The organism is Shewanella saliphila, from assembly GCF_014648295.1.
Lineage (GTDB): Bacteria > Pseudomonadota > Gammaproteobacteria > Enterobacterales > Shewanellaceae > Shewanella > Shewanella saliphila.
This window is the reverse complement of sequence record NZ_BMQV01000069.1, coordinates 1-14,455: the sequence shown is the minus strand read 5'-3', so window position 1 is coordinate 14,455 and position 14,455 is coordinate 1. Positions and strand designations below refer to the sequence as shown.

Annotated in this window: 6 protein-coding genes and 1 pseudogene; 6 read left to right on the top strand and 1 reads right to left on the bottom strand. The window is 40.0% G+C overall.

Features of this window, described 5'->3' with window-relative positions; all coding sequences use genetic code 11:
• The first annotated feature begins 780 nt into the window (after nt 1-780).
• From IEY48_RS19460 to IEY48_RS19440, 6 genes are all read left to right on the top strand, one after another.
• A complete protein-coding gene (locus IEY48_RS19460) occupies nt 781-2,100 on the top strand; it encodes a DUF6602 domain-containing protein (protein ID WP_160054383.1) in 1,320 nt (439 codons plus the stop codon).
• 61 nt (nt 2,101-2,161) lie between these two features.
• Nucleotides 2,162-2,983: a DUF2726 domain-containing protein gene (locus tag IEY48_RS19455; protein ID WP_160054382.1), complete on the top strand. Its 822-nt coding sequence runs from the start codon at nt 2,162-2,164 to the stop codon at nt 2,981-2,983.
• A gap of 344 nt (nt 2,984-3,327) precedes the next feature.
• On the top strand, nt 3,328-3,453 hold the full coding sequence (locus IEY48_RS20570) for a hypothetical protein (RefSeq protein ID WP_268237051.1): 126 nt from the start codon (nt 3,328-3,330) through the stop codon (nt 3,451-3,453).
• A gap of 351 nt (nt 3,454-3,804) precedes the next feature.
• Nucleotides 3,805-4,149, top strand: a complete 345-nt coding sequence (locus IEY48_RS19450; protein WP_188741251.1) for a hypothetical protein — start codon at nt 3,805-3,807, stop codon at nt 4,147-4,149.
• 46 nt (nt 4,150-4,195) lie between these two features.
• Nucleotides 4,196-10,771 (top strand): FG-GAP-like repeat-containing protein, encoded by a 6,576-nt coding sequence (locus tag IEY48_RS19445; protein WP_188923216.1) that lies wholly within the window; start codon nt 4,196-4,198, stop codon nt 10,769-10,771.
• Between the two features lie 652 nt (nt 10,772-11,423).
• Nucleotides 11,424-12,401, top strand: a complete 978-nt coding sequence (locus IEY48_RS19440) for a transposase (RefSeq protein WP_188740194.1) — start codon at nt 11,424-11,426, stop codon at nt 12,399-12,401.
• A gap of 654 nt (nt 12,402-13,055) precedes the next feature.
• On the opposite strand, the pseudogene IEY48_RS20500 reads toward IEY48_RS19440, so the two are convergent.
• Nucleotides 13,056-14,111, bottom strand: a pseudogene (locus IEY48_RS20500) (M12 family metallopeptidase).
• Nucleotides 14,112-14,455 lie beyond the last annotated feature (344 nt).

Genomic DNA, 14,455 nt, shown 5'->3' with positions numbered 1-14,455 from the left:
GATTGTTAGTATGAAACATGAGAGTTACCTTTTTGGTTTTGATTAAAAGATTCGACACCTTTATCAAAACGGGTAACTCTCACTTTTTCAAGTTGAATGTCAGATCAAGTCGAGACTAATACATCTGAAAATACAGATTGCTAATATGAAGTAGCCCTAGAGCCTAGGGCTACTTCATCAACGACAAGTTAGCGGGTTTCTTTCAGGTTAAACTTTGTCCAAATTTTAGATACCCAAAACGTCCATTATTATGAGCCAAAGGAAATTAGTTAGAGATAAAAGGTGTCAACAATTACTTGAACAGAACATTTTTCTGCAGATTTTCTGATGAATCAAATTCCCAATTCAATTTCAAACCTAACTCATTTCTGTCCAATTACGTGTCAGTTCTTCTGCTGGCACGTTTATGCTCAATTGTGTGTTAGAGGTATTATAATCTGGAAAACTTCCATCCTTATTTATCAATACTAAATCTATGGATGCTCAATATTTCGGATCTCCCCTGATAGGGTCATGAACTTTCCTGCAGTACTGCATAATTATGGTGGATATTACAAGACGCGGTTTCCTTCTGACCTATCCTCGTGATGAACACTTGCGATTTTATAATAATTAGCGCTTAATAACAGTGTGTTACTGGAGAAAAACCTTCTTGCAAAGGACTTTCACCGGATTAGTCTATGGCTATACGGGGTGTATATAAGTTTGGCAAGCGGAACAAATCAAAGCGTGCCATAGCTACACCAACCTAAAGTATTATTTCATCAAACAAGAAAAATCATGATAGAGCAAGCATCAGAACTGCTAGCACAGTTCATTCAAATTGAAAAAGAAGCCTTAGATAAGTTTGATATGCCTCATATGCCAACATTAGGTAGTGCATATGAAGAAATAACTAAGCAGGGCATTGATCAAAATTTTGCCATTCCGAAGTCTTTGGGTTTGAAGGTCGTGTCCGGTTTCATTTCTGTGGGAGAAGAAATGTTACCTCAACAAATTGACGGAATGTTAGTTTGTGGTGAAGGTACACAATATGGTCGAACAAAAGAGTTTATTTATCCAATAGATCAGGTTCTTTGTGTTTTTGAAGTAAAGAAAACTCTTAATAAAGCAGACTATATAGATGCTTTCGATCATCTAAGAGTAATTAGGCAGAAGTTTTCTGAACATTTTGAATCAAAGTTTGATGATCCAAATTTTGAACCTGAAATCGAGGCTGCTCGCATTCATTTCTCACAAATTACGGGTAAAGAAGCTCCTAAGAGTTATCGTCAAATTAACTCGCTGTCTAAGTCTGATGGAATATTATTCTATTCTTTGGTCCAAGAAATATTAGCACCACTTAGTATCATTCATGGTTATGGTGGATACAGCACAGAGTCTGGTATGAGAAATGCCTTCTTAGACATATTGCTGGAGAAGGGTGAGGTTACAGGCGATGGGTTAGGAGTTCCAAGCTTGCCTGCTTTAGTAACAACGAATGGCTTTAGTATTGTTAAAGGTAATGGTGTTCCTTTTATCGCCATAAATGAAGATCGAAAATGGGCCGCATTATTATCGTTGAATCGAAATGCTGCTCGCATAATGTTAGAAGTGATTTGGTCTAAAATATCTCTTTATTTTGATGTAAAAATGCCTTGGGGTGAAGATTCAAATGTTGAAGTGCCTGTCCCGTTGATGTTTGCAGTTCCAACCGAAACCGAAGATGCTGCAGGCTGGATGTACCACCCCGTTCGGCTTAAGGAGTCTGAGTTAAGATCCCGTAAGGATGTGCAACAATGGCAGCCTGTCAAAATTGATCCCGTTATGTCTAGTGTAGTCTATTCAATGCTTGGTTATGGAGGGTATATTCACTTGGATAATATTTGTGAAATAGCAGTGAATAATTCTGTGCCTGAAGATGAATTGTTGGAAAAAATCATGAATACTCTTCTATTTAAGCAAGTAGGAGACCACATTCGGCCAATTTCTTCAATTCTCCACATGGTCAGTGACAGCGGTAATCAGGACTTTATCTCATCCAGTAAAGAGCGCTTGGATACTTGGTGTGACCGTCATGACATTAGCAAGAGTTATATCAACCTGATAATTGTTGATTAAATCAGAGTATTGAAGATTAGCTCTAAATCCATCGTTATCGAAATGGTTTATAGGATTAGATATGGAAAGGTTTTACTCTTTGATGGCAGAAAAACGTTGGCCAGATATATTCAAGTTAACAAGAACTGAGCAATCATCTCTTAAACACTCTGAAGTGGAGTGGGCTAATGTTTGTATACATTTAGAGACGGAGTTTATTCGATTTGCCAATGAAGAACTTGCTGTGCTCGTATCGACTTTGTGCCGTGAATATATACTATTACATTCTGCAAGTTACTTATATCTCAGTGGCGATGCACGAACAAAAATTGAGAACATTGGAATAGAGGCGTATCAAGAATTAAGCCATAAAGAAGCTGTTGCATTTGCGCGAATGTGTACGCATTCCAATAAAGCAGCTGAGTTACTTGTTGAACCTCAAAAGAATACTGGCATCAAACCATCAGTTGAAGAACCAACAAAGACATCCAAATTCTCTAGGGTTGATTGGTTACAACCTTTATTTAAAAGTAATTTAGAATCAGAGTTTTATCAAGCGTTAAAAGACGTTTTTCCAAGTTATTTTATCTATCCCAATGTAGTGCTTAGTAACATATTTGATTTTGACATGATTAGAGAACATCTTGCTCTACCTGAAAGAGACTTTTACTTCAAAGGGATCGTTGATTTTGTTGTTTTTGATCCAGCTGATAACCATAACCCAAAATATTTTTTCGAGGTAGATAGTCACTATCATGACAATGTAGATGCAAGACGCAGGGACAAACTAAAAAATAACATCTTTGATGCTGCAAACATTCCGCTTCACAGAGTCCGTGCTGATACCGATTCCCTGACCACTGCACATGACTTTAAGGTTGTAATCAGGAAACTTATTAGATAGAGGACAAAAGTTCAGATTAGCTCGAGCTTTTGTCCAACATCTTAGTTGTCTAGTGGCTAATCAAATTGGTCACGACATTAGAGACTAGGTATACATTTTCTAATCAAAAGTTCTTGAGTTAGGGTCAAAGCTCTAACTAATTTCTGCCCCATTCCTCGTTAGAACTGATATTTCAAGTTCGTAATAGTGATTACATTTGACCTATATTTTCTCATGCAAAATTCATCTATCTAATCTGCATTTTATTCGGCATCCCAATTTTAATCACTTATGGTGCGCCAGAATCGACCTATGTAAAAGCGATCGATGATTTCTCGCAAATCACGGCTAAAGGCGGCAGCCAAGTGAATGGCCCTCAGTATTTTGAAGTCGTCACTAAGGCGGGAGAGACTTACTATTATGGCAATCCAGGATTGGGTGGCTGGATAGCCACCACCAAAAGCCAACTAGAGACGGCAGCATTGAATTAGCTGAAATACTTCAATAACCCTAATCGGTTATGAGTAACAATTAGGCCTAGTGAAGTGAATAATAATCAATTTGATGATCCCTCAGTTTTACCTAGGTATCAAGACAACACTACTTAGAGAAAGCATGAGCATGTGGCGATTAAATTTAATTATAACCAATAGCAAAACGACAAATTTAATGGTGACTCACCTAGAACTCGATCATCGATAACGCTTTGATTTTATCTTCGATTAGTGGTTAAAAAATAATTTTGAAACGTTGATTTTATTATGTTGACAGAATGTAAAATTGGGCATATTTTCTTCAAATTCTAGAATCAGCAACTTTAGCTTGCAAATGGATTTCAATATATGCACAAAAGGATGTTTTGCCCTACATTAAGAAGATTGAACATAGGTTTGGTGTTTTTTTATTTTGTAGGATTACCTGCTATTGCAGCTAATCAATCTGTATCTTTCGATGTATTAAACAACACCAGTTATGACGGCTGCCCTTATTCCGGTGAAGTTGCCATTTCTGTTGAGTATGATTTAGTCGAATCGAACGTTGGTCAGTTAATTGTTTCCGCTGTTAACTCAGGTCGGTCTTATGAGCTAACAAGGAAAGATGTTGAACACGGTCCAGGCAGTGCTGTATTTGTCTTTGAGCTACAAGAGTGCATTGAACGTATCGATGTAGCCCTTACCCCCTTTTAAATTCCAATTATCAACCTTTATTATTACGTGAAAGTAAGGATGCCTCATGTCTCGCCATAAATTATTGCTTCCAATAATGCTCATTATTCTTGGAGTAAGTGCATCTTCGAAGGCCGAAGTTGTAGGGTTGTCTTCAGGTGAGTTTAGGGTTGATGAGAGTGGTGCCGCCACATACTCAGTACCCATTAACATACCTGAAGGTCGAGCAGGCGTAACGCCGCAAGTGTCGTTAAACTATTCAAGTAATAACCTTCAAGATGGCCCTGTAGGTATTGGTTGGAGTGTTGGCGGTATTTCAGCCGTTTCTCGCTGCCCACAAACGCCAATTAATGACAATGCGATTACAGGTGTAAATTTTACCAGTAGTGATAGGTTTTGTCTTGATGGTCAACGATTGATATTGCTTGCGGGTACCTACGGTGCACCTTATTCAACTTACATTAAAGAAATTGATGACTTCTCAATTGTTACTGCTATGGGCGGTAGCCAAGCTAATGGGCCTAGTTATTTTGAAGTCAAAACGAAAGCCGGTGAAACTTATTATTATGGTAATCCCGGTTTAACGGGTCTTGTCAGTACAAATCAAGCGGACGCATTTGTTGAGCCAAGCAATAAGACTGGAATGGCAAAAACATGGGCTGTTAAAGTCATCAAAGATATTAAAGATAACTATATTCTGTTTAATTACAACAACAGTAAAACGAATGGGACATTTTACATTGATAGCATTCAGTACTCAGCAAAATTGGGCGACAGTACTGCTTTCAATAAAGTTAAATTTGTTTACGAAGACTACGGTAAGGGTTTTTTAGGTTATCAAGCGGGGGCTATTGCAAAGCATAACAAAATACTAAAGCGTATTGACTCATCGGTTGACGGTAGCAACTACCGCTCTTACTTTTTGAACTATGAGAACAGTAATTTTATAGAAGAGCGCACCTTATTAACATCCGTTCAAGAATGTCCCGATAATGATACTGACTTTGGTAATTGCTTACCCAAAACAACGTTTGGTTGGCAACGCCCCAATCTATCTAGCAGTAGCATGCAATATCTGTGTAAGTCAGAGCCTGCTGGGCCTGACTTTTGTCATGATGTACCCACATCAACTGATTTTAAGCCATTTGAGAATCCCACCTCTGTTGCGAGTGGATCTGCCAACGTTAGTACTTCTCAAGTTTTTGACGTCAATGGTGATGGGTATCAAGATATTGTTTACGTCAGTGGTAGTTCGTGGGCTGTGAAGCTCGGCCCTTACTTTACTTCCACCAAAACGATGACATCGATTGGTACATCAAAAAAGGAATATGCACTTAATATTGATTATAACGGTGATGGTGTAAGGGATTTACTTGTTGCCAACTCTGCAACAGCAAATTGGCATGCATTATCATTTCAGGCTAGCGAAAGTGTTGAGGCATGTGCTAAGTGGGAGCAATGTGTTACTAAAATTATAACCTCTGAATACACGTTAACCAACCTTAATGTCGTCGCCACCGGGCTTGAGAACGGTGCGCAAGTTATGGATGTCAATGGTGATGGCAATGAAGACATTGTTTTTCGAACGGGCAATACGATTAAGGCTCATGTAAACAATGGCAATGGTACTTTTACTGCGAATAAAACCCTCTATACCTTTACGGATACCGTTGCATCGGCTGAGTTAAATATGGGAGTGCAATCTCAAACTGCTGATATGAAATCTGCCAGTGCCGTTGATGTTAATGGTGATGGCCGCTCAGACCTTGTGATGAAAGTGACGTCGACAACATCCGGTTGTTATGTTCGTGGTGTATTAAATGCTTCTATTCGCACTAGAGATGAATGTCAAAGAGATTGGGCTGGCACTTGGACCAGCAGTACTTCAACAAAACATATGCTTTTTGTTGCATCAGGCACCATGGCAAATCCGGTCTTAACCTTACAGCAGACCCTTGGTAACTATGAAGACACCTTCCGTATAGCCGATTTAAATGGTGACGGCTTGAGTGATTTGTTATTTGTCAGTGGCGATAAATGGTGGTATCGACTCTCTAACGGTATTGAATTCTTAGCGTCTAGAGACGCGGGGTTAGCTACATCGAGTACTAAAAAATACCTTGACCAATTTGTTGATTTAAACAATGACGGCCGCGCGGACGTGTTACATGCAACTTCCACGTCTAATTGGGCTATTTTCTTCTCTCGCCCCACAAATTCGGGTGAATGGATTTCATTTGAGAACCGTGGCTTTATGGATTTTGACGCCAATGCTACGGTTCGTTTTGGTGATACGGATGGCGATGGTAAATTAAACCTACTGACTTCAACAGGCAGCAGTTGGAAAAAATACTATAACCGTAAAGGGATTAAAGAGTTCGCCATCAATACCATTACCAATGGCTTTGGTGTTGCGACAACGGTGACCTACAAACCGATGACAGACTCATCCGTGTATGTGACCAATTTCTCAGATGCAGACACAACAACAGATACGTTCTCACCTCACTCAGGTATGCAACTCGTCAGTAAAGTAGAAACACAAAGCAATATTGGTGTTGATGGCAAAGTATCGGTCAACTATCAATACGGTGGTTTTCTTATCCATAAAAAGGGCCGTGGTTCATTAGGCTTTCAGATGTTAAAAACCATCGATAACCAAACCAATGTTGTGACCGAAACCAAATACAGTCAAGAGCATGGTGAATTAACGTTTGCCCATGCAGGCATGCCTATTGAAACCATTCAAATGCTTGATACTCAGATGCTTTCAAGGGCGAGTAACACGCTAGACGTCATCCAAACCGCTAATGGTGGTATTTCACCTTATATTGCATCTTCAGAAGAAGAAAGTTACATACTAGACAGTAATCTGAGTAGCACACTGTCAAGCGTAACGCTCACGACCAATCAATATGATGACTGGGGTAACTTACTTGAAAGTAACATTGAAATTTCTGATGAATACTCTAATGACGTACTCACTACCAACAATGTTAATACCTATGGTTCAGGTGACTGGGAACGATATGGCCGTTTAGCTTCTTCTGTTGTCACAAAAACACGAACAGGCGACCCTAAAACACATGTCCGAGAAACCACATTTGATTACTATTCAAATTTGATGTTGAAATCGAGCACATTATCACCTAATCAAGCAGCCACTAAACTCACAACTACTTATGGGTATGATGCCTGGGGAAATAAAACCTCTGAAGCAGTAACGGGTTATAGCACAGCAACAGGCACAAATATTACTCGCAGTACGAGTAGCAATTATGGTGCTAAAGGGCGTTACCTGAGTTACACAGATGATGCGATGGGGTTTAGAACCAGTTTTAAGTATAACAATGTTGATGCAGACTCTGTAACAGGTGTCATCACTTCAATAAAAACTACCGATGCCAATAATGTCGCAAAAATAGAATATTTTGATGATTTAGGCCGACTAAAAACCATTGACCATCCTGACGCAAAAACAACAACCGTTACTCAAGCTTTTTGCAGTAGCTGCTCTAGTAATGCCTATTATTACGTTAGAACAACGGTAACCGGAAATCCCACCCAGGAAGTGTATTTTGATAAATGGGGGCGCGAGGTTATCGCGCAAACCACAAGCTTTAGCGGTGGCTGGAACAAGGTCATCAAAGAGTACGATGAGCAAGGCCGAGAAAAAATGGTGTATGAGCCAAACTCAACTGGTTTTACACTATTTGAATACGATGAATTAAATCGACCTTATACTGTTACAAAGCCCAATGGCACAACAGTCACAAATGAGTTATTTGGCTTTGAAAGTCGAACCACTAATGAAGTCGGTATAACGACAAGCGTATATCAAAATGGTTTTGGTGAAACGGCTTATACTGAAGATGCAATCGGTAATACAGTGTCTTTTACTTATGATGCTCAAGGCAATGTTGTGACTACAGACACAACCGGAGAAGGCAGTAATTACATTGTCACCGTGACTTATGATGACTGGGGCAGGAAACTCTCCACCAATGACCCGTCAAAAGGCCTATGGAAGTACACCTATAATGCTTTTGGTGAGTTAATGACCCAGGAGACCGCTAGAGGCCATACCTTCACTTTTTCATATGACTTACTTGGACGCAAAATAAAAAGCTATGAGCCATCAGAAGGCACGCTTTGTTGGAATTATGGTACAGCGACCGATAAAGGCAGACTGCTTTCAGTCGAAAAATTTGATGCAGCAGTTGCAACGTGTGCTACTGGCAATCCAACGTATAAAAATAGCTTTACTTATTATCCAGATGGCTTAGTTAAAACCACAACAACCTTAATAGAGGGTAATACGTTCACGCAAAGTCAAACTTACGATAGTTACAGTCGTCCAAGTATTACCACTTACCCTACAGGCACTGCGGCGTTTTCAGTTAAGAATCACTACTCAACCACAACAGGGTATCTTACTGAGGTGAGAAATAATGTGACAGGGGCATTATTAAAACGTGTTGACTCAATGACCGCGCGAAACCAAGTCGACGAAGTCACTTACGGTAACAATGTGACTACCACAGCGATGTTTGAAGATGACACTGGCTGGTTATCAAGTATTGACGTTAAAAAGGGTAGTGCTCAGCTTGCTTACACTGATGTCGTGCATGATGATATCGGCAACGTAACCAGTCGCTGGACTAAATTTGGTTCAATTCCTGGAGGCATTACCGACTTTACAGAAACCTATGGCTATGACTACCTGACAAACCGTTTAGAAGACCGCACGATTAGTATTGCCACTGGCAGTGCTATCTTGCCTGCTAATTTTAAAACGTATCAAGATTATAATTATGATGACTGGGGTAATATTAAATTTAAAACGGGTGTGGGCAATTACACCTACTATGCAACTAAACCGCACCAGCTTAATGAGGTCAAATCAGCCTCTGGAGCGCAATTGTATAAGTTTTTCTATGATGCCAACGGCAATAGTAAAACAGATGGTACTCGTACCTTTAATTATGGCAGTTACGACAAGCCAACATTAATCACGAAAGCTGGCAGTAGTTCTACCATGAAATATGGGCCTGAACGTGAGCTTATTTATAAATCTGATACGTATGTCGAAAATGGCAAAAATGTGACTTATCAGACAACCTATTTAGGCAATTATGAAAAGGTATATCGTACGGGTGGCGCAGGTACATTAACCGAGCATAAGTTTTATGTTGGCGATATTGTCTATACCCAACGAAGCAATGGTTCAAGTGATACTTTTTATCTACACAAAGACCATCAAGGCTCAGTCATCGCCACAACCAATGCCAGTGGCGCAGTGGTATCGCAAGCGATTTACGACCCTTGGGGTAAACGTACCGCTGTGTTTCTCCACAGTTCGTTTGCTAGTTTTACGACTAGCGAACCGACAGACAGAGGATATACAGGCCATAAGCACATCAAAGATTTAGATATTATTCATATGGGCGGCCGCATCTACGATCCAACCTTGGGGCGATTCTTGCAGGCTGATCCGCTGATCCAAGCGCCTACGGATTCACAAAGTTACAATCGTTATGCTTATGTGAGAAATAACCCGCTGACGTTAACCGATCCGAGTGGGTATAGTTGGTGGAGTAAAACGTGGAAAAAAATACGACCTTATGTTGGGATTATAGTTGCTGCAATTGGCACTTATATTTGTGGTGGTAATGTGCAATGCGGGCAAGCAGGATATGCCCTTGTTGGTGCTGCCTCAGGTGCCGCAGGAGCTGCTGCTAATGGTGGTAACGTATTTACAGGTGCATTGAGGGGAGCGTTTACCGCGATGGCTTTTTATCAGGTTGGTGAAGCATTTTCGCAAGCAAATTGTCAATCTTGCTTCAGTGGAGGAGAGTTAACTACCGCTGCAACTGTAGGAAAGATAGCAGCTCACGCTATGGTCGGTGGAATAACTAGCATACTGCAAGGAGGTAAGTTTGGTCATGGCTTCTTAGCTGCTGGTGTAACACAAGGGTTTGAGAAGAGTATCAATGGCATTAGTTCTGCTAGGTTTAGCATTGGAAGAATTGTAGCAGCAGCGACTGTTGGTGGGACAATTTCAAAATTAACTGGTGGGAAATTCGCAAATGGCGCACTTACAGGAGCTTTTTCTCGGATGTTTAATGATGAAGCTCATCACCAATCAGTTAGAAGCAGAGTCGTGGATGCTGGGAAAAAAGCGCTATTATCAATGAAAGACATGTCTTCCGATTTGTATGACTATGCTTCTGAAAAACTTGAAAGTGCTGGCGACTTTATCGCTAGTAAGTTGCGCAAAGGACTTAATGTAAAATTTGATGCTTCTTTGACGGGTGGAGCGCTTGGTGTAGGGGTGGAGTCTACCGTTTCGTTGGCTTTTTCAAAGTACTACGAGTTAGGTACTTTTTTCACCCTCTCTGGTGGAGGTTTTGCTGGCCTTGGTGGCGGCATGAGTTACTCGATCGGGACATGGCAGGGAGATTTATCTACATTGGAAGGTTTCAGTGGCACAGTAGGTGGTATGGGCATGTTTGCTGGTAAGGGTGATTTTACATTTACTGGTGACGGTGCTGGGGCTGACATTGGCACCGGTTTAAATGTCGGTTATGCTGCCTATGGTTTTGTGAATCATACATGGCTTATTGGGCGGGGATTCTTTTGATTTTTACAATAATTTGTGTGCTCACCTTTTTGTTTTTGATATTTTTAGAAGGTATTTTCGCATCTCAGATTCATGCTAGATTAGCGCTTCAGGATAACAAAATAACGCTTGAAGATGTCAAGTCAGCAATTAAGTCTGGCAACAAATATAGTGGGTTAATCAAGACTGAAGAATATAAAAAAATGACTTTATTTAAGAGAATAAGGATATTCTTAATACTTTTATTCCTCATATCTTTTTTCTTTGTTAACTGAAAATTACTTGAAATAAAAAGGGTTAATAAATAAGACATATATGGACGCTCCCGGTGAGTCAAGGCAATAATCTGCTCACCCAAAGCTTTTTGGCCTTAGTTTTCTATTTTATTACTTCACACTTATCGTTGCTTTTAATGTGCTCATTTACCGCTAGAAGCGGTTGTACTGCCATATATACGGGCTTAACAGTAAGCACTGCGCCCCTAATGAAATCCGTACCATTGCGCCTTTAATTGTAAAACACCTATGCGGATTAGGTTTACCTTATCCTTGGCCTATTCGGGCTAGCACTGGTTGGACTGAGCAAAAGAATAAGGTGCCATCCATGTTACTGGAGAGTCTCCAGATTTTAAACTAAGCTTAAAATCTGAACAGACATTAACAAGGAGGTTATGATGCCGCGCCCTCGTAGAAGCCAAATTAGCCTAGAAGACACCCCCTGTTACCATTGTTGTAGTCGCGTTATTCGCCGTGCTTTTCTCTGCGGCGATGACAAGTTTTCTGGTAAAAACTACGACCACAGACGTGCTTGGGTAGATGCTCAGCTGCTTAAATTTGCGGAGGTTTTCGCTATTGATGTTGCGGCCTATGCAGTGATGAGTAATCATCTGCATGTTGTGCTCAGTATCGACATATATCAAGCCAACAGTTGGTCTGATGCCGAGGTAATAAGTCATTGGCATCAGTTATTTAAGGGTACTGATACAAGCCAAAAGTTTGCTCATGGTGAAACGCTTGAAGATTATGAACAGTTGCAGCTTAGTCACACAGTTGCTTTATATCGCAGCCGATTAAGCGATATTTCTTGGTTCATGCGGGCATTGAACGAACCGATAGCAAGGCAAGCAAATCAAGAAGATAACTGCACTGGCCGCTTCTGGGAGGGACGTTTTAAATCGCAAGCACTGCTCGATGAGGCGGCAGTATTAGCCTGCATGGCTTATGTCGACCTCAATCCCATTCGGGCAAATATGGCAGACACGCCAGAGCAATCAGACCATACCAGTATTCAACTACGAATTAGGGCTGCGCTGAAAGGTGAGCAACCACAGAGCCTACTGCCTTTCATTGGTAATGATCGTAAAGACCAACCCAAGGGCATCGCATTTTCGCTGCAAGATTATCTTGGATTGGTTGATGATACGGGACGCATTATTCGCAACGATAAGCGTGGCGCTATTAGCACATATAGCGCTAAGTTACTCACAAGATTGAATATCCCTCAAGATAACTGGCTCAAACTCACCACCGAGTTCGGTAAGCTATTTCACGGCCCAGTCGGCACACTTCAAGAACTTACCCACTATTGTGAGCATCTAGAAAAACGCCGACGACACTTCGCCAGTTGTTGCCAGCACTTAAAAGCGGGCTGACTTAAATCTCGAATTCAACATCTAAGTGCATCAATGACTGCTTAGGCCGCTGAAACTGCATGGGGTGGGATACTGTTGCCTGAAATCTCTATTTTTCACTGATATTTGCTTATTTCGTTACTCATGAACCGTCCATTTGAACCGCTTTATTGCATTTTGGGTCAGTATAAACTTTATTTGATTACCATACATTTTCTAATCCCAGTAGTTACTTTTAGAGCCTCAGTTCTAACAAACTTTTGTCCATATACGTGTCAGAGGAATGAAGCTGACACGTTCGTGCCCCAAAGCTTGTTTCGCATGCCTAGATTAGATTTGCTTGATACTGGCCTGTTGGCCTAATTTTAGTAATGCTACAGAGTGTCCATTGAACTAGGTCCACTCCAGATAATGCACCAAAGTGTTTACTATTTCTGTGACGATTTAAATAATACAGTGGCTTGTCTATCTATGGATACAGTCTCAACAGCAAGAATGGATAACAAAATATTAATCCTGATTCAAGTTAACTTTCCAATTGACTATGCTATAGAAATATTACTTGATGTTGAATCGATGCAGTTAGATAGGCTGAATTTTAGTTAAGTTACCAAGCCAGAAAGCCCAGAATGTTTAGTCTTCACTTAAAATTCAGCCAATTTTCAACTATTTAAATCACATACAAACTGATGCATATTTGGCTGTAACGCTGTTAGAGTACTTCGAGCATTGCCCCTCATTATTGCAAGCTCGAACTCTGAACTCTGTATTTTGATTAACACTTACTTGATATGCTTTATTTGTAGTTGTTGCGAAGTTTGAAAACGCATACCCTGAATTTATCTGAATCTCATAATAATCAGCATCATCATTATATGATGCCCAATTGAGAGAGTTTTCGCCGTAGCAATAATGGTAATTTACGTTTAAATCAACTTCTTGAAGATAACCGTACATTTCTCGAAGAGTAGAAATGTCTGTCGAAGTCATAACAGAACCACCTAGAGAAGACATACCGTCATTTCTCGAAATAGTTGCTTGACCATTAGAGCTAAAAGCGGTCGAGTGATAGTGCATTATAGAATTATAGTCGTAGGGGCCAACATCTTCCCCATCAGAAATATGTTGTTCAAAATTGTGCTCTTTCCCGGATATAATATTCTCCCAATTAATTGTAATATATGAATCACGATCTTCCCGTGATTGTTCATGCCAAAAGCCTGCAGCATGTAGGAGTTCATGTGTAGGTGTTCCGCCGCTAAAGCAACCATCTGCTAAACTAACATTTTGAGAGCCACCTCGCTTCCCTACTTGAGAGCTTCAACCTGAGCCCTTGTATATAGAGATATAGTCCGCTTGATTCGAGCGTTCGACAAAAATAACACCTGAAACATCTTCTATATCACTCATCGCCTGAAGAATTGAATTTATTTGACTGGTGCTATAATTTGTTGAAATGGTATAAGGAATTACACCCAAATCCCATCTATATTGACTACCGCTAATGATAACGGAATAAGGAGTTGGAGTGTTTAGAGTTTCAATATGCTCAGTGACAATGATATCTCCTTCAAAAATATATTCACCTTTTGATCTCTCAACTGTTAGAGTTTTGTGAACCAACACATTATTTTCATCGGCGCCTTCTACCAATATATCATACGTTTTCGAGTGTGAGTTTAGTGACAGTGTAATGCATGAAGATAAGATTAAATAGTTAAATAATTTCATTCCTTCGATCCTATTTACAATCAATAAAAGTCCGAAATTGGTTTTTATTCAGAAATTTAATTAGAAATAAAGATAGTAACATATGTCAAAATTTTGTTACCAAGATGTGATCTGCGTCTATTTACTGTTTTTATTTTGTTGCTAATATAAAAATTTATAATTATGTTTATTTATATCCAATAAAACTAAAGGATTAGTGTTATGCAATCTAAATTTTCATTTTCATTTTTGTTTTTTGTTTGCCTTATGTTCGCGTCAGCTTGTAACAATTCAGACGAAAAAGACGCTTCATCATATGAACAGTCAACCTCCATAGCTTCTTATATGCAACCGTGCACAGGTGT

What these genes read in the sequence shown, in the direction of transcription:
- IEY48_RS19445 (WP_188923216.1), top strand. Translation starts at nt 4,196, where the DNA reads ATGTCTCGCCATAAATTATTGCTTCCAATAATGCTCATTATTCTTGGA.
- IEY48_RS19440 (WP_188740194.1), top strand. Translation starts at nt 11,424, where the DNA reads ATGCCGCGCCCTCGTAGAAGCCAAATTAGCCTAGAAGACACCCCCTGT.
- IEY48_RS19460 (WP_160054383.1), top strand. Translation starts at nt 781, where the DNA reads ATGATAGAGCAAGCATCAGAACTGCTAGCACAGTTCATTCAAATTGAA.
- IEY48_RS19455 (WP_160054382.1), top strand. Translation starts at nt 2,162, where the DNA reads ATGGAAAGGTTTTACTCTTTGATGGCAGAAAAACGTTGGCCAGATATA.
- IEY48_RS19450 (WP_188741251.1), top strand. Translation starts at nt 3,805, where the DNA reads ATGCACAAAAGGATGTTTTGCCCTACATTAAGAAGATTGAACATAGGT.